Source organism: Streptomyces flaveolus (genome assembly GCF_014648815.1).
Lineage (GTDB): Bacteria > Actinomycetota > Actinomycetes > Streptomycetales > Streptomycetaceae > Streptomyces > Streptomyces flaveolus.
The window spans coordinates 150,657-166,911 of sequence record NZ_BMRV01000015.1 but is presented as its reverse complement, the minus strand read 5'-3'; the positions used below and the strand labels follow the sequence as shown (position 1 = coordinate 166,911).

The following is a 16,255-nucleotide window of genomic DNA, read 5'->3' as shown; positions in this document are numbered from 1 at the left end:
CCGGGATGTCCTTCGACCCGTACCCACCACCACGGCACGGCGCGCCACCGTCGTACGAACCCTCTCCGCCGTACGACACCACCTCGCCGTACGGCACGACCCCGCCGTACGACGCCACCCCGGCGTACGACACGACCTCGCCGTACGACGCCACCCCGACGTACGCCGTCCGGTCCTGGCAGCCGGTCGGGCACCACAGCGACCTGCGCGTCCTGCGCGGCGCGTACCGCCGGCAGCGGCGCACGGCCACCTTCACCGCGCTCGGCTACTTCCTGCTGTTCCTCGGCCTGTCGGCGTTCGCCCCCTCGTCGCTCACCGGCGACGTCACCGACGGACTGCCGCTGGGCCTGCTGCTCGCCCTGCTCCAACTCCCCGTCACCTGGCTGGCGATCGCCCTCTACGAACACACCGCGCGCCGCACCGTGGACCCGCTCGCCGACCGCATCCGCCACGACAGCGAAGTGGACGCCAGGCGGGGGGCGGCACGGTGACCGGATTCGACGACAACGCGCAGGCGATGGCCCTGGTCGCCTTCACCGCCATCGCCACGGTCACGCTGCTGCTGTGCGTGATGACCGGGCCGGACCGGGACGACCTGGACGAGTTCTACACCGGCTACGGCTCCCTGTCGCCGATGCGCAACGGCCTGGCCATCGCGGGCGACTACATCTCCGCGGCGACCGTCCTCGGCACGTGCGGCGTGATCGCCCTGTTCGGCTACGACGGGGTCGTCCTCGCCCTGAGCACCGCGCTGTCCCTGCTGCTGCTCATGTTCCTGATGGCCGAACCGCTGCGCAACGCGGGCCGGTTCACCATGGGCGACGTGCTGTCCCGCCGCACCCCGGCGCGCAGTGTGCGCGTCGCGGCCTGCGTGGTGACCATCGCCGCACTGCTGCCGATGATGCTGGTGCAACTGGCCGGCACCGGGCAACTGCTGTCGTTCCTGCTGGGGTTCACCAGCGAGTCGGTGCAGACGGGCTGCATCGTCGGCGTGGGCGCGCTGATGATCAGCTACGCGGCGATCGGCGGGATGAAGGGCACCGCCCTCATCCAGATCCTGAAGATCGTGATGCTGCTCGGGTCGGGCGCGGTGGTCACCGTCCTGCTCCTGAACCGGTTCGACTGGAACCCGGGCGCCCTGTTCGACGCCGCCGCCCGGGGCAGCGGCGCGGGCCCGGCCTTCCTGCACCCCGGCCTGGAGTACGCCGCCGGACCCCACCCCGGCCTCGACATGGTCTCCTCCCAGCTGGCCGTGGTCCTCGGGGGCGCCTGCCTGCCGCACGTGACGATGCGCATGTACACCGCCTCCAGCGCACGCCAGGTGCGCCGGTCGATGTCCTGGGCGGTGTCGCTGGTGGCCCTGTTCGTGCTGGTCGTCACCGTCGTCGGCCTCGGCGCCACGGCCCTGGTCGGCCGCGAGACGGTCGCGCGGATCGACTCGGCCGGCAACACCGCCTACCTGCTGGGCTCGCGGGCCGCCTTCGGCACGGACGTGACCATGGCGGAGACCCTGCTCTTCACCACCGTCAGCACCGCCCTGTTCCTCACCCTGCTCGCCTCCGTCGCCGGCATGATCCTCGCCTGCGCCAACTCCCTGGCCCACGACGTGTTCGCCACCCGGCTGCGGGAGCTGTCGCCGCGCCGCGAGATGACGCTGGCCCGGCTGTCCGCCCTGGCGGTGGGCGTGCCCGCGATCCTGCTGGCGACGCTGGTGCAGCACCGCAGCCTGCAACCGCTGGCCACCCTGTCCTTCTGCCTGGGCGCGTCCGCCCTGTGCCCCGCCCTGGTCTACAGCCTCTTCTGGCGCCGCTTCACCCGCACGGGCCTGCTGTGGACGCTGATCGGGGGCACCGTCGCGGTCCTGGTGCTGATGCCGGGCACCAGCCTGGTCTCCGGCACGCCGGTGGCGGCCTTCCCGGACGCCGACTTCAACTGGTTCCCGTTCACCACCACCGGGCTGGTCTCCATCCCGGCCGGCTTCGCCTTCGGCTGGCTCGGCACGGTGGCCTCCGGGCGCCGGAAGACGGACGAGCAGCGTCGCCAGTACGAGGCCCTGGAGGCGGGGCTCCTCGCGGGGGCGGTGCGCAGGGGCGGGTGACGGGGCATCCGCCCGGCCGGCGGGGCGTCACTCCACGCCGCGGCCCGTCAGCGTGCCCAGGCGGCCGCGGGAGGAGCTGATCTGGTCCTGCACCTCGTCCCAGCGCTCCCCGTGTTCGCGCAGCACCCGCTCCGTCTCCCGGGCGATCCGCTCCGCCCGCGCCCGCGCCGCCGCGACGGCCTCCGCGGCCTGGGCCCGGGCCTCCTCCTGCCGGCGTCCGGCCGACTCCTGCGCCTCGGCCAGGGCACGCTCCGCCTCGGCCAGCGCCTGCTCGGCGCGCGCGATCCGCTCCGCGTGGTGGGCGTCCAGGGCTGCCGCCCGGCCGGCCTCCTCCCGCTCGGCCTCCGCCCACCGCGCGGCCTGCTCGGCCGTCTGTCCGGCGAGCAGCGAGGAGGTGCGCCGTCGCGCCTCCCGCACCGCGGCCAGCGCCCGGCCGCGCCCGGCCCGCACCTCGCGCCGGGCCGTGATCCGCACCTCGTCGGCCTGCGCACGCGCCGCGAGCAGCCGCTGCCGGGCCCACTCGTCGGCCTCGGCACGGACTGCGTCGGCATGCGCCCGCGCGGACTCCCGGGCCTCGGCCGCACGGGCCCGCGCCCGGTCCACCAGTTCCTCCGCCCCGCGCCGCCCGCCCTCCCGTACGGCGTCGGCCTCCTCCCGCCCGAGCCGGAAGAGGCGACGCGCCCGTTCCCCGAGCGACGCGTAGTCCTGCGGTGCGAGCCCGGCCACCGTCTCCCGCAGCCGGTCCAGCTCCGTCCCCATCTCGCGGGCCAGCACGGTGAGCCGGGCGGCCCGCTCCCAGGCGGCGTCACGCTCCCGCGAGAGGGCCTCGGCACACGCGTCGACCTGTTCGGGACGGTAGCCGCGTCCCCGTACGGTCACGAAACCGTGCGGCGACGCCGATGCGCTGCTCATGCCGGAACCCCTGTTTCGCCCGATCCACTGACAGACTTCCGCGATGTCCGGACATCTTTACGGATCAGACGTAAACACGCATAACGCGACACTCCGCGCACAGCACACGACCACGGCGGCCCGGGACCGCCCCGGAAACGCCGACGGGCCGGGCCGGCCCCCGTGAGGGTGACCGGCCCGGCCCGTCGGTCCGCGTCAGCGGTGCCGCCTCACAGCAGCCCGTCCCACATCTGCTCCAGCAGCACCGACCACCAGCTCTCCGCCGACCCGAGCGCCGCCGGGTCGATCGAGGCCAGCTGCGCCTGGAAGTCCACCGTCCAGCGGCCCGCCTGCTCCTGGTTCAATCCGAACCTGAGCCGCCACATCCGGCCCAGCAGCGCCAGGCAGCGCGCGAACTCCGGCAGCCCCGTGTTCACGAACTGCGGCGGCACGGGCGCACCGCCCGGACCCGCCTCGACCGGCACCGCCACGATGTTCGCCGTGCCGTACTGCACGCAGACCGCCCGGCCGAAGTCGCTGCCCACGACGAGGTAGGAGCCCGCGTCCGAGGCCGGCTGCACCCCCCGTTCGGCCGCCAGCTCCGCCAGCGTCGGCACCGGGCGGCCCGGCTGGGCCTGCGCCCAGAAGAACGGGCCCATGTCCATCGGCAGCCCCGCCGCCACCAGCGTGTGCGCCACGACCGGCGGCACCCCCTGCCGGGACACGGCGGCCTGCTCGAACCGGAAGACGCCCGGCCCGAACGCCGCCGCGAGTTCCTGCCCGATGGCCTCCGGCGGGATCGGCGGCACCGGCTGCACCGGTGGCAGCGGTGCCCGCACCGGCGCCGGACGCGCCGGCCCGTCGGCCACCTGGTGCAGCTCGCCCTGGTGCGCGAGCAGTTGCTGCATGCCCTGCTGCCGGCTCGCGTGATCGGTGCCGTACGGCGCGATGGACGTGATCCGCGCCTGCGGCCACTGCTCCCGGATCATCCGCGCGCAGTAGGCGCCCGGCAGCTCGCACGACTCCAGCTCGGTGTGCAGCTCCAGCACCTGGTCCGGCGGCACGTTCATGGCCCGCAGCTCGTGGAAGATCTGCCACTCCGGGTGCGGCGTGCCCGGCGCCGAACGCCGGATCAGCTGCTGCTCGGAGCCGTCCTGCGCGCGGTAGCGCAGCACGGCCTGGTAGCCGGGGCCGACGGTCGGCTGACCGGCGGGCGGCTGCGGATAGCCGTACGCCGGCGGCTGCCCCGGCACCGGCTGACCGGGCGGCGGCATGGCACCGGGGGGGACCGCACCGGGCGGCATCGCGCCCGGCGGCGCGGCGCCCGGCGGCATGGGCTGCGCGGCACCGGGGACGCCCGGCGCACCCGGGACCCCCGGAGGCTGCGGCGGGCCGGGCACGCCCGGCGCGGACGGCGGCGGAGGCACGCCGGGGCCGCCCACCGGAGGCGCGGCCAGCATCGTCTCCGCATGGTGCACGGCACCACGCGGCCCGCCCGAGGAACCCTGCGTACCGGAGGCACCCGCGCCGCCGGGCGCACCGGGAGCCGCGGGAGGCGGCGGCGTACCGGGACCACCGGCGGCACCGGGGACGCCCGGCGCACCCGGGACGCCCGGCGCACCGGGCGGCGCGGGAGGCTGAGGCGCCCCGCCGCCCGTCCGGCCCGGGTCGGCCAGCATCGTGGCGGCATGGTGCACCCCGCCGGGGGGCGTCCCGCCGGGGGCGCTCGGCGGGGGCGGCGTACCGGGACCGGCCGGTCCACCCGCCGCTCCGCCCGGACCTCCCTGCGCACCCGGAGCGCCCGGCCCCTCGGGACCGAGCGACGACACCAGCTGCGTCGGCACGTAACCACCCGCGGGCGCGGCCGGCGGCGGCGTACTCCCCGGCCGTACGCCCGGTACGCCCGGAGCGCCCGGCGGGGGCGGCGTGGTCGAACCCCCGCCGCGCCGCGGAGGCGCCGCCTTGCTGGTCGCGGCGTCGGCGATGTCCCCGGCGTTCGGCGGGAGCGGCCGGGCCGGCGTGCTCGGGCCGGCCTGCGGCACGGGCGCGGGCGCGGGAGGCGCGGCCGGCGGCGGAGTGTGCGGCGCGGGAGGCGTGCCCGGCGCCGGAGTGTGCGGCGCGGGAGGCGGCGGCGTCCCCGTACCCGCGGGAGTCACCGGTGTGTTCGGGTCGCCGATCGCCGGCGCGAACGCCGTCGGCGGAAGCTGGCTGCCGCCCGACATCAGCGCCGTCTTGGCGTCCGGCGTCACCGAGGGCGGCGGCGTGTCGTCGACACCGCCCAGCGGCGGCGCGAACACCGTCTCGGGCAGCGGCACGGAACGGTCCTCACCGGCGTCCGCGTTGGTGTCCGTCCCCGCCCAGGGAGTCGCCCCGTCAGGCGCACCCGGCGCACCGGACGCGCCGGCACCCGCCCCGGAGGCGTCACCGCTCCCCGCCCCGGCAGCGGGCCACGCCGCGCCACTGTCCCGGGCGTCCGCAACCGCCCCGGCAGCAGGAACAGAAGGCGAAGACGGCGCAGCGGGTCCGGCCGACGGCACTCCCGCCTGCGTCTCGGGAAGCGCCCCCGCATCACCCCCGGAGTCACCCTGCGCGGCGCCGTCACCGGCGTCCCGCTCCCCCCGACGGTCCGGGATGCCCAGCTTGTCCGCCGCCTCCTGCAACCACTCCGGCGGACTCAGCAGGAACGACGTCTGATTCAGATCCACCCGCGCCGCCGGAGCGGGCGCCGGCTCCTCCACCGCCTCCGGACGGCCGTACTCCTCCTCGTAGCGGCGGATCACCTCGCCCACCGCCAGCGCCGGCCACAGCGTCGCCTCACCACTGTCCCGGGCGATCACCAGCCGCTGCGCGCCCCCGTCCGAACGCGGCCCGTCCGCACGGTCCTCGGCCCACACCACGAACCCGAGACCGAACTCCCGCACCCGCACCTCACGGTGCTGGTACGCCGGCAGGTCACCGTTGATCCACTCTTCCGCGCGCTCCTGCGCCTGCGCGAACGTCACCATCGCCAGCTCACTCCCCTACCGGCGCCGAAGACGCCGACGCCACGGGCACCGCACGCGCGAAACCACCGTCCACCATCAGGTTCGCCACCGTCTCCAACTCCGGCGGCGATCCCGCCAGCCGCGACAGGAACGCGTCGAAGTCCTCACCGCACGGCAGCAGCAGGCGCTCCACCCGCTCCGCCGGCGCCCACGCCGGATCCACGTCCCGCGCGTCGTCGTACGAGCAGAACCACACCGAACCGAGCCGCTCGCCCTTCACCTTCACCGCGAGCAGACCCCCCTGGACGAACGCGACGCCCAGATAGTCCTTCGTCAGATGGTCCCGCAGACACTTGTTGACGTAGACCAGGTCGTTGACCGCCGCCTCCTCACGCACCGTGAAGAACGGCTGGTCCACCAGCAGCCCCAGCTCCGCGTCCAGCGCCGTGCCCACCGGCGCGCAGCCGCCCGCCGCCTTCAGGAACGACCGGTACGCACCCGGCAGCCGGTACCCGAGGTCCTCCTCGACCCCCTGCACCTGCTGCTCCGTCACCGCCACACCCGACTTCGGCAGACCGAAATGCGCCGGACGCGTCTCCTGCAACGGCCGCGTCCCCCGCTTGCCCTGGTCCACCGCCGCCGTCGCGATACCGCCGTGATGCCGCAGCAGCGCCTTCACCTCGACCGGCACCAGCTCCATGCGCCGCGACCCGACCGCGTGATGCCACGTCCAGCCGTGCGGCGTCGCCACCGCCGGCACCGTGTCCCACAACTCGTGCCCCGACGCCGACAACGCCGCGTTCGCCGACACGTAGTCCGTCAGCCGCAGCTCGTCGACCCCGAACCCCACCGGCGGCTCCGCGATCTCCGCCACCGCACGGGCGTACGGCGAGAAAACGGGGTAACCACCCTCGTCCACCCGTACCCCTCTCGGGTGACGGGCCGCCCGCACCGGATCCGGGAAATGCACGACCTGCCCGGCGTAGGCCGCGTTCGGCGGCGCGATCTGCCCGAGCCGACCTGTCGTCATGGCGGTAGCCCCCTGCGGCGTCTGTCTGTCTGCACTGTCTTCCGTCACCGCACGCGAACGCGGTGCCGACAGCCTATGCGGTACGCCGACACCGGTCACCGGCCCCGCACAACCACCCCCGCCCCACCCGTGACCAGCCGTCACCCCCTCGTGACGGACCGCCCATACCCGGGCGTGTCACCCCGCCCCAGCTTCCGCACACGCCGCGGGATTTGGCACCCTGTGACCTTCGGGGGGATGCTCAGGAGGGGAACATGACCATGAGTGCGACGCAGACGGGACCACACACCGGCAGGTCCGACGACCACCGGACCGGCGACCCCCGCATCGGCTGGAGTGCCACCGAGGGCCCCCACGCCCCCACCCTGCGCCACCGCCGCGACGGCATACTCCCCACCGTCGCCGCCGCCCTCTCCGTCCGCGGCACCACCCTCACCGGCACCGCCACCCGCGCCGACACACCCCCCGTCCTGCACCACCTCGTCCAGGACTTCCTCGACACCCTCACCAGCGGGCAGCGCGACCGCTTCACCGGCCGCTGCGCCGAGACCATCCTCATCTCCCGGCACCTCACCACCGCCGACTCCGCCCGCAGCAAACGCGCCGCACGCAAACCCATGACCAACGGCGAGGCCCGCAAAGCCCTCAAGCACGCCAAACTCACCACCCGCCGCATCCGCGAGGACGGCGACCCCCTCCACGGCAGCTTCGCCACCCCCTGCCGCGCCTGCACCGCCCTCAGCGCCCACTTCGGCGTCCGCATCGTCGACCCCACCGCCGACGACTGACCGACCGCCCCACGCCGAACGCCACCACCGACACGAACCAAGGGCAGATGCACGCCGACCGCACCTCCACCACCCGCTTCCCCGTCCCCGTCGACGCCGCCCTGCGCGACGCCGGCTGGCAACCCGGACGCTGGGACATCAAGCAGGCCGAGATCTGGGCCGACACCCTGCGCGAGCACACCTCACCCGCCGGGCACCGCCACAGCGTCTTCCCCGCCGCCGTGGAAGCCTGGGCCGAGTTCGGCGGCCTCCACATCACCCCCACCGGCCCCGGCCGCCAGATCGCCCCCGCCGGCCTCCACCTCGACCCCCTGCACGGCCTCCACATGGCCCGCACCCTCGGCGACCTCGGCCGCGCCCTCGGCACCCAGACCTGCCCCCTCGGCGCCGAGACCGACACCCAGGCCCTCATCGCCGTCGACGCCGAAGGCCGCGTCTACGCCCTCGACCACACCGGCGACTGGTACCTCGGCCCCGACATCGACCAGGCCCTCGCCGCCCTCATCGGCGGCACCCAGCCGACCCGCCTCACCGTCACCGCCGGCTGACCCGCCCCGCGGCTACGACGCCGGGATCACCGCCGACACCCGGAACCCCCCCGCGTCCGTCGGCCCCGACACGAACACACCCCCCAGGGCGGACACCCGCTCCTTCATCCCCACCAGCCCGTTGCCCCCCGACGGCAACCGGGCCGACGACGCCGACGACGCCTCCGGCGGCGGCTCGTTCTCCACCTGCATCGCGATCTCCGACACCCGATGCGCGAGCCGCACGTACGTCTTCGCACCCGCCGCGTGCTTGTGGACGTTCGTCAGCGCCTCCTGCACCACCCGGAACGCCGTCGACTCCACCTCCGGCGCGTACGACCGCTCCTCCCCCTCCACCGACAACGCCACGACCATCCCCGCCGCCGTCGACTGCCCGATCAGCTCCTCCAGATCCGACAGACACGGACCCTCCGCAGGACGCTCACCGTCCTCCGCGGCCCGCGACGCAGCCGCCGCCGCGGCCACCCCCACCGCCGCCAACGGCACCGCCGCCCGCGCGGCACGCCCGCCGTCCGCACCGGCGCGCAACACCCCGAGCATCTCCCGCAACTCCGTCAGCGCCTGCCGCCCCATGTCCCCCACCAGCGCGGCGTTCTTCACCGCCTTCTCCGGGTCCTTGCGCGCGACGGCCTGCAGCGCGGCGGCATGCACGACCATCAGACTCACCCGGTGCGCGACCACGTCGTGCATCTCCCGCGCGATCCGCGTCCGCTCCTCGCCCCGCGCCCACTCCGCGCGCTCCTCCGCCCGCTCCGCGAGCAGCTGCAGCTCCCGCTCCAGGCTGTCCGCACGCTCCCGCAGGCTCTCCATCAAGCGCCGCCGCGCCCCCACGTACAGGCCCAGCAGCACCGGCGGAGCGGTCACCCCCAAGGACGTGGCGATCGCCGCGAACGGGATGAACCAGTCGCCGATGTCCAGGTCCTCGGACGCCATGTCCTGGCGCACCCGCACGAACGTGACGATCAACGTGCCGAGCAGCGACATCCCGGCCAGCGACCCGATGATCCGCCGCGGCAGCTCGGACGCGGCCAGCGTGTACAGGCCGACGACGCCCATCAGGAAGCCCATCTGCGCCGGCGTGATGGCGATCGCCACCAGCACCACCGCGATGGGCCACTTCCGCCGCACCACCAGCACCGAACCGGCCAGCAACCCGAAGACGACCCCCGCCGCCCACGGAATCCCGGCATCCCTCGCGAACGGAATCCCCTCCGCCGCGCACTCCAGCGCGGACACGACACCGAGGCTCACATCGAGCACCGCGCCGCGTCGCCTGTCCCACCACCAAGGCCCACCCCGGGCCGGTACGTGGTCTTCCCCCGTCGTGGTCATGCCTCCAGCCTACGGGCGCCCCCCGCCCCGTTTCCGGCGACTTTCGCCAAGCGATACGACGCGATATCCCTCGACCCGGCGAGGTGCTCGGCGTCCCGTACCGGGGGCGTGTATCGCGGCACGGGCATCGTGAGTTACGCGCGAGCGCGTCTCCGGTAAGGTCTGAGGCGCCGTCCCCCGTGGTGTAACTGGCAGCACACTGGTTTTTGGTACCAGCAGGACAAGGTTCGAATCCTTGCGGGGGAGCCACTGCGCGAGAACGCCGAGCGGGCCCTGACCACCCTGTCGGGGCCCGCACTCATGTCCGCCGCAAACCGCCCCGGTATCCTGCGGATGTCCACCCCCACCCCCTCAAAGCCGAAGGGCATCCCGTGAGCGCCATTCGCCCGGCAGCCGTCGTCGTTCTCGCAGCGGGTGAGGGCACCCGTATGAAGTCGGCCACACCCAAGGTCCTGCACGAGCTGTGCGGACGTTCCCTCGTCGGCCACGTGCTCGCCGCCGCCGGTGAGTTGGAGCCCGAGAACCTGGTGGTCGTCGTGGGTCACGCCCGTGAGAAGGTCACCGCGCACCTCACCGAGGTCGCCCCCGACGTGCGTACCGCCGTGCAGGAGCAGCAGAACGGCACCGGGCACGCCGTCCGGATGGGACTGGAGGCCCTCGGCGGTGCCGTGGACGGCACGGTCGTGGTCGTCTGCGGTGACACTCCGCTGCTGACCGGCGAGACGCTGCAGGCCCTCGCCGCCACCCACTCCGCCGACGGCAACGCGGTCACCGTGCTGACGGCCGAGGTGCCGGACGCGACGGGGTACGGCCGGATCGTGCGGGACGGGGCCTCCGGTGCCGTCACCGCGATCGTGGAGCACAAGGACGCCTCCGAGTCGCAGCGGGCGATCCGCGAGATCAACTCGGGTGTCTTCGCCTTCGACGGGCAGCTGCTCGCGGACGCGCTGGGGAAGGTGCGGACGGACAACAGCCAGGGTGAGGAGTACCTCACCGACGTCCTCGGCATCCTGCGCGAGGCCGGGCACCGCGTCGGTGCCTCCGTGGCCGGGGACCACCGGGAGATCGCGGGGATCAACAACCGCGTGCAGCTCGCCGAGGCCCGCCGGATCCTCAACGACCGGCTGCTGACGCGCGCCATGCTGGCCGGCGTGACGGTCGTCGACCCGGCGACCACGTGGGTCGACGTGACGGTGACCTTCGAGCAGGACGTCGTCGTCCACCCGGGTACGCAGCTGCACGGCACCACGCATCTCGCCGAGGGTGCGGAGGTCGGTCCGAACTCCCGCCTCACGGACACCAGGGTCGGCGCGGGCGCGCGGGTGGACAACACCGTGTCCCAGGGCGCCGACATCGGTCCGGAGGCGACCGTGGGCCCGTACGCGTATCTGCGTCCGGGTACCCGGCTCGGGCTCAAGGCGAAGATCGGCACGTACGTCGAGACGAAGAACTCCTCGATCGGCGAGGGGACGAAGGTCCCGCACCTGTCCTACGTGGGTGACGCGACGATCGGTGAGTACACCAACATCGGTGCGGCGAGCGTGTTCGTGAACTACGACGGGGAGAGCAAGCACCACACGACCGTGGGCTCTCACTGCAAGACGGGTTCGGACAACATGTTTGTGGCTCCTGTCACGGTCGGGGACGGTGCCTACACCGCCGCCGGCTCGGTGATCACGAAGGATGTGCCGCCCGGTTCGCTGGCCGTGGCCCGTGGCCAGCAGCGGAATATCGAGGGTTGGGTGGCTCGTAAGCGTCCGGGGAGCGCGGCGGCGAAGGCGGCCGAGGCGGTGTCCCGGGAGACCGGTGGCGAAGGCTGACCGGAAACCGGCGCGTCGAACACGGCGTACCGTGATAAGTGCACATCCGCACCCCACCAGCTGAGACGCCTCCGGCACCCAGCCGGACGAGCCTGAAGAGGCTCAGCTGCGAAACCTCTGAGGAGAAAGTGCTGTGACCGGGATCAAGACGACCGGCGTGAAGAAGATGATGTTCTTCTCCGGCCGCGCCCACCCCGAGCTTGCCGAGGAGATCGCCCACGAGCTGGGTGTCGGGGTCGTCCCGACGAAGGCCTTCGACTTCGCGAACGGTGAGATCTACGTCCGTTATCAGGAGTCGGCGCGTGGTGCGGACTGCTTTCTGATCCAGAGCCACACGGCTCCGATCAACAAGTGGGTCATGGAGCAGCTGATCATGATCGACGCGTTGAAGCGTGCGTCGGCCCGCTCCATCACGGTCATCGTGCCGTTCTACGGTTACGCGCGGCAGGACAAGAAGCACCGGGGACGTGAACCGATCTCGGCGCGTCTGATCGCGGACCTGATGAAGACCGCGGGTGCGGACCGGATCCTGGCGGTGGACCTGCACACGGACCAGATCCAGGGCTTCTTCGACGGTCCGGTGGACCACCTGTTCGCGCTGCCGCTGCTCGCGGACTACGTGGGCGCGAAGGTGGACCGTTCGAAGCTGACGGTGGTGTCTCCGGACGCGGGCCGGGTGCGGGTGGCGGACCGCTGGTGCGACCGTCTGGGCGCGCCGCTGGCGATCGTGCACAAGCGTCGTGACAAGGACGTGGCGAACCAGGTCACGGTGCACGAGGTCGTCGGTGATGTGAAGGGCCGGATCTGTGTCCTGGTCGACGACATGATCGACACCGGCGGCACGATCTGCGCGGCGGCGGACGCGCTGTTCGCGCACGGTGCGGAGGACGTCATCGTGACGGCGACGCACGGTGTGCTGTCGGGTCCGGCGGCGGACCGGCTGAAGAACTCGAAGGTGAGCGAGTTCGTGTTCACGAACACGCTGCCGACGCCGAGCGAGCTGGAGCTGGACAAGATCACGGTGCTGTCGATCGCGCCGACGATCGCGCGTGCGGTGCGTGAGGTGTTCGAGGACGGCTCCGTGACGAGCCTGTTCGACGAGCAGTAAGGGTTCCTCTGGGATCCCCCCGGGGGTTCCCGAGATCGTTTTGGGTACGGCCTTCCTCTCCGAGTAGACTGCTGAAGTTGCTCGGCGAGGGAGGCCGTACTCGTGTTCGCGGGTGTGGCTGTCCGTTATCGACGCGCTCTTCGTAGCAGGCCGTTCGTGGCCGGGTGACCACGTCCGTTCCTAGCTCTACGAGGAGTAATCATGTCCGAGGTGAAGCTCACCGCCGAGACGCGCAGCGAGTTCGGCAAGGGTGCCGCGCGTCGTATCCGCCGTGACAACAAGGTTCCGGGTGTTCTGTACGGTCACGGTTCCGACCCGATCCACCTGACGCTTCCGGGCCACGAGCTGCTGCTGGCGCTGCGTACGCCGAACGTGCTGATCGCGCTGGACATCGACGGCAAGACGAACGAGCTGGCGATCCCGAAGTCGGTCCAGCGTGACCCGATCAAGGGCTTCCTGGAGCACGTCGACCTGCAGCTGGTGCAGCGCGGCGAGACGGTCAGCGTCGAGATCTTCGTGCAGACCGAGGGCGAACTGGCCCCGGGCGGCAACCTGCTGGAGCACGTCCTGAACGCGCTGCCGGTCGAGGCCGAGGCCACGCACATCCCCGAGTCGGTCACCGTCTCCGTCGAGGGCCTGGAGGCCGGCGCCTCCATCCTCGCGAAGGACATCCCGCTCCCGTCCGGCACCAAGCTGGCCGTCGACGGGGACACGGTCGTCCTGCAGGTCCTGGCCGCGCAGGCCGAGGAGCCCGCCGCCGAGGGTGAGGGCGAAGAGGCCGCCGAGGCCTGATCCTCTCGCACGGTCATCGTGTGGTCGGCCGCTGTTCCCGTGCGGGGCAGCGGCCGACGTGTATGTGTGGACGGACGGCGGACAAGGAGACATGGACGTGACGACGGACGCGAGTGCGCCCTGGCTGGTGGCCGGTCTCGGCAATCCGGGCCCCGAGTACGCCGCGAACCGGCACAACGTCGGTTTCATGGTGGTGGATCTGCTGGCGGAGCGGATCGGGGCGCGGTTCAAGCGGCACGGCAAGGCGCAGGCACAGGTGGTGGAGGGCCGGATCGGTCCCGTGGGGCCGGCGAACCGGCGGGTGATCCTGGCGAAGCCGATGTCGTTCATGAACGTGTCGGGCGGTCCGGTGACGGTGTTGCGGGACTTCTACAAGGTGCCGGTGGGCAACATCGTGGCGGTCCACGACGAGCTGGACATCGACTACGGCGTGCTGCGGTTGAAGCTGGGTGGCGGGGACAACGGGCACAACGGGCTGAAGTCGATCACGAAGTCGCTGGGTGCGGACTATCACCGGGTGCGGTTCGGCATCGGCCGGCCGCCGGGCCGGATGCCGGTGGCGGATTTCGTGCTGAAGGACTTCTCGTCGGCGGAGCGCAAGGAGCTGGACTACTTCGTGGACCGCGCGGCGGACGCGGTGGAGGCTCTGGTGATCGAGGGTCTGGAGCGGGCGCAGAGCACGTACAACTCGTGAGGTAGCCGTCTTCACAGGCCAGTGAATCAGTGGGCCATCGCCGAGAACCGTGCCGGTTCTCTGAGGACCGAGGTGGCCTTCTCCAGATTCGCCAGGCGAGCGGCCAGCGTGGCAGTGGCGAGGCGTTCCGGCAGGGCAGCGCTGAATTTCAGGCCCCTCAGTGCACGCGGATCCACGTAGGGCAGGCTGAGCTGCTCTGCCGCCCGGCCCCTCGCCTGCTGCCATTCGGTGGCGGTCAGGTCCTCACGGAGGCGGATGCAGGCGTCCGTGGGGTATTGGAGAGGGTCGGCGATCTCGCTAAGAGTGGCCGCGAGTGTGGCGTTCGCCCGTTGCCCTGCCCAGGTCCACCAGCGCACGCCGGTGTCGCGACCGCCACGAACGACGACAGTTCCGCCCGGGTGCACATGCTCCACCGCACGTTCACGGGCAGCGGCCATGGCATCGAGTGCGCGCCGTGTCAGTGTCACGGGCGGATCGGTGCCCAGCAGGACCTCGCGTACGCCGCGTGTGAGTTCGTACGAGGCTCCCCGGGCGAAGCCTGCTCCGGCCCACCGTGCCTTGCCTCCGCTTTCCACAGGTTCGACGAAGCAGCGGCGTCTGGACCAGTCGATGTAGGTGACCTGCCAGCTGCGGCCTGCCAGCAGGAGCCGTCGTGGTCCGGCCACTCTCTCGGTCAGCAGGGCCGGGTCGGTCGATCCGATCTCCTTGCGGCCGAAGAGAACGGTGAACTCCGGCGCGGCAGTAAACACCGCCGTCAGGTCCATAAAGTGGCGGTAGCCGAAGCGCTGCTCTGCTTCGGGGCCGATGAACAGCATGCCGCTGTCCCGTTCGAGGTAGCCCTCGTTGATCAGGTGTTTCACGATCGGTTCGGCCTGGGGTCCGAAGGGGCCCAGCCCGCCCCACCATTCCTGCCAGAGGTGTTCCCCGACGGTGTTCTCCTGCAGGCAGAGGGCGAGCACCTGCTGGGCGACGATGTGCCGGGGCTCAGGTGGGGCCTCCACCGGTTCGACCCAGCCGCGTGACCACTGAAGGAGCAGGGCCGCGGCGGCGAGCAGGCCGTCCTCCTCGAGGGTGAGGAAGAGGCAGTTGCGCGAGGATCCGGGCCGTCTGCCGGTTCGGCCCAGGCGTTGAAGGAAGGACGCCACGGTGGGCGGAGCGTCGATTTGGATGACGCGGTCGAGGTCGCCCACGTCGATGCCGAGTTCGAGGGTGCTGGTGGAAACGATGACGCAGTCGCGCGCCTCGCTGAACGCCGCCTCGGCACGTCGGCGCTCGTCGGCCGCGAGGGAGGCGTGCGAGAGGAACGTGGTCACGCCCTTGGCTCGCAGGCACTCGCCGAGCTTCTCGACGTGCCGCCGGGTCTCGCAGAAGACCAGCCGTTTCTCTCCCCGGTGGAGTGCGGCGATGACAGTGGCAGCGTTCTCCAGGGAGCCCACGTAGTCGAGCTGGATGTCTCCGGGCGGCGGGGTGTCGGCCGTCGGCGCGGGGCCGCCGGCGGAAACCACGTGCGCGGGTCGTTCCCCGGCGCCGGATCCTTGCAGCCAGGCCAGGAGTTGCGGCGGATTGCCCACGGTCGCGGAGAGACCGATCCGCTGCACCGGACGGCCGGCGACCCGTTCCAGGCGCTCCAGCACGGCGAGAAGGTGCCAGCCGCGGTCGTCGCCTGCGAAGGCGTGGATCTCGTCCACAATAACCGTCCGCAGTCCCGAGAAGAAGGCACGGTGGTCGACGTTGGCGCTGACCAGCATCGCTTCCAGTGATTCCGGCGTGGTCAGCAGGATGTCGGGGCGTTCCCACAGGATGCGTTTGCGTCGAGTCTGTGAGACGTCACCGTGCCAGAGAGCCGCTGAGCGTCCGAGCCACGAGGTGTAGCTCTCCAGGCGAGGCAGCAGGTTGTTGAGCAGTGCCTTGAGGGGACAGACGTAGAGGATCGAGGTTCCCGTCCACCGTGCTTGGGCCATTTTCGACAGCAGCGGGAAGATTGCGGCTTCGGTCTTGCCGCCGGCGGTGGGGGCGAGGAGCAGCGCGTCCGTGCCGTCCATGAGCGGATGGACGGCGGCCTTCTGGAGGGGCCGCAGATCGGGCCAGCTGAGGGTGTTGGCGATGTGGTGCAGGACGATGGGGTGGAGCCGGTCGACCGCGTCCGGGGTGTCGTCGGTGTTCACGGGCG

13 protein-coding genes and 1 tRNA gene are annotated in these 16,255 nt (G+C 72.3%); 9 read left to right on the top strand and 5 right to left on the bottom strand.

Translation table 11 applies throughout. From position 1 onward, the window contains the following. The first annotated feature begins 5 nt into the window (after window positions 1–5). Entirely contained in the window at window positions 6–491 is a 486-nt protein-coding gene (locus IEZ05_RS29405; protein WP_189233290.1) for a DUF485 domain-containing protein, read from the top strand. Between the two features lie 26 nt (window positions 492–517). Further along, on the top strand, window positions 518–2,098 hold the full coding sequence (locus IEZ05_RS29400; protein ID WP_189233334.1) for a sodium/solute symporter: 1,581 nt from the start codon (window positions 518–520) through the stop codon (window positions 2,096–2,098). 27 nt (window positions 2,099–2,125) lie between these two features. Here IEZ05_RS29400 and IEZ05_RS29395 read toward each other — a convergent pair whose 3' ends face one another. The 3 genes from IEZ05_RS29395 to IEZ05_RS29385 form a co-directional block, all read right to left on the bottom strand. Further along, the gene (locus IEZ05_RS29395) at window positions 2,126–3,010 is read right to left on the bottom strand and encodes a cellulose-binding protein (protein WP_189233289.1); all 885 of its coding nucleotides are present in this window, start codon (window positions 3,008–3,010) and stop codon (window positions 2,126–2,128) included. A gap of 209 nt (window positions 3,011–3,219) precedes the next feature. Then, on the bottom strand, window positions 3,220–5,994 hold the full coding sequence (locus tag IEZ05_RS29390) for an SUKH-4 family immunity protein (protein ID WP_189233288.1): 2,775 nt from the start codon (window positions 5,992–5,994) through the stop codon (window positions 3,220–3,222). A gap of 7 nt (window positions 5,995–6,001) precedes the next feature. Then, window positions 6,002–7,003, bottom strand: a complete 1,002-nt coding sequence (locus IEZ05_RS29385) for an SMI1/KNR4 family protein (protein WP_189233287.1) — start codon at window positions 7,001–7,003, stop codon at window positions 6,002–6,004. Between the two features lie 260 nt (window positions 7,004–7,263). On the opposite strand from IEZ05_RS29385, the gene IEZ05_RS29380 reads away from it, so the two are divergent. Both IEZ05_RS29380 and IEZ05_RS29375 read left to right on the top strand, forming a co-directional pair. Further along, window positions 7,264–7,791 carry a YwqJ-related putative deaminase gene (locus IEZ05_RS29380; protein ID WP_189233333.1) on the top strand — a complete coding sequence of 176 codons (528 nt, stop codon included), beginning with the start codon at window positions 7,264–7,266 and terminating at the stop codon, window positions 7,789–7,791. Between the two features lie 47 nt (window positions 7,792–7,838). Continuing rightward, a complete protein-coding gene (locus tag IEZ05_RS29375) occupies window positions 7,839–8,339 on the top strand; it encodes an SUKH-3 domain-containing protein (protein WP_189233286.1) in 501 nt (166 codons plus the stop codon). Window positions 8,340–8,351: 12 nt separating this feature from the next. Here IEZ05_RS29375 and IEZ05_RS29370 read toward each other — a convergent pair whose 3' ends face one another. After that, on the bottom strand, window positions 8,352–9,671 hold the full coding sequence (locus IEZ05_RS29370; RefSeq protein ID WP_189233285.1) for a sensor histidine kinase: 1,320 nt from the start codon (window positions 9,669–9,671) through the stop codon (window positions 8,352–8,354). Between the two features lie 173 nt (window positions 9,672–9,844). On the opposite strand from IEZ05_RS29370, the gene IEZ05_RS29365 reads away from it, so the two are divergent. The 5 genes from IEZ05_RS29365 (at window position 9,845) to pth (ending at window position 14,085) form a co-directional block, all read left to right on the top strand. Further along, window positions 9,845–9,920, top strand: a tRNA-Gln gene (locus tag IEZ05_RS29365). 122 nt (window positions 9,921–10,042) lie between these two features. Beyond that, on the top strand, window positions 10,043–11,491 hold the full coding sequence (gene glmU, locus IEZ05_RS29360; protein WP_189233284.1) for a bifunctional UDP-N-acetylglucosamine diphosphorylase/glucosamine-1-phosphate N-acetyltransferase GlmU: 1,449 nt from the start codon (window positions 10,043–10,045) through the stop codon (window positions 11,489–11,491). A gap of 133 nt (window positions 11,492–11,624) precedes the next feature. Next, window positions 11,625–12,599, top strand: a complete 975-nt coding sequence (locus tag IEZ05_RS29355) for a ribose-phosphate diphosphokinase (protein ID WP_077799968.1) — start codon at window positions 11,625–11,627, stop codon at window positions 12,597–12,599. Between the two features lie 201 nt (window positions 12,600–12,800). Then, window positions 12,801–13,391, top strand: coding sequence for a 50S ribosomal protein L25/general stress protein Ctc (locus IEZ05_RS29350; RefSeq protein ID WP_189233283.1), 591 nt, complete (start codon window positions 12,801–12,803; stop codon window positions 13,389–13,391). Between the two features lie 91 nt (window positions 13,392–13,482). Beyond that, window positions 13,483–14,085, top strand: a complete 603-nt coding sequence (gene pth, locus IEZ05_RS29345; RefSeq protein WP_189233282.1) for an aminoacyl-tRNA hydrolase — start codon at window positions 13,483–13,485, stop codon at window positions 14,083–14,085. Between the two features lie 26 nt (window positions 14,086–14,111). Here pth and IEZ05_RS29340 read toward each other — a convergent pair whose 3' ends face one another. Beyond that, the gene (locus tag IEZ05_RS29340) at window positions 14,112–16,250 is read right to left on the bottom strand and encodes a DEAD/DEAH box helicase (protein WP_189233281.1); all 2,139 of its coding nucleotides are present in this window, start codon (window positions 16,248–16,250) and stop codon (window positions 14,112–14,114) included. Window positions 16,251–16,255 lie beyond the last annotated feature (5 nt).

Coding starts and splice junctions, on each gene's coding strand:
- IEZ05_RS29400 (WP_189233334.1), top strand. CDS start 518: ATGGCCCTGGTCGCCTTCACCGCCATCGCCACGGTCACGCTGCTGCTG.
- IEZ05_RS29375 (WP_189233286.1), top strand. CDS start 7,839: ATGCACGCCGACCGCACCTCCACCACCCGCTTCCCCGTCCCCGTCGAC.
- IEZ05_RS29370 (WP_189233285.1), bottom strand. CDS start 9,671: ATGACCACGACGGGGGAAGACCACGTACCGGCCCGGGGTGGGCCTTGG.
- IEZ05_RS29380 (WP_189233333.1), top strand. CDS start 7,264: ATGAGTGCGACGCAGACGGGACCACACACCGGCAGGTCCGACGACCAC.
- IEZ05_RS29385 (WP_189233287.1), bottom strand. CDS start 7,003: ATGACGACAGGTCGGCTCGGGCAGATCGCGCCGCCGAACGCGGCCTAC.
- IEZ05_RS29405 (WP_189233290.1), top strand. CDS start 6: ATGTCCTTCGACCCGTACCCACCACCACGGCACGGCGCGCCACCGTCG.
- pth (WP_189233282.1), top strand. CDS start 13,483: ATGGACGTGACGACGGACGCGAGTGCGCCCTGGCTGGTGGCCGGTCTC.
- IEZ05_RS29395 (WP_189233289.1), bottom strand. CDS start 3,010: ATGAGCAGCGCATCGGCGTCGCCGCACGGTTTCGTGACCGTACGGGGA.
- IEZ05_RS29350 (WP_189233283.1), top strand. CDS start 12,801: ATGTCCGAGGTGAAGCTCACCGCCGAGACGCGCAGCGAGTTCGGCAAG.
- IEZ05_RS29390 (WP_189233288.1), bottom strand. CDS start 5,994: ATGGTGACGTTCGCGCAGGCGCAGGAGCGCGCGGAAGAGTGGATCAAC.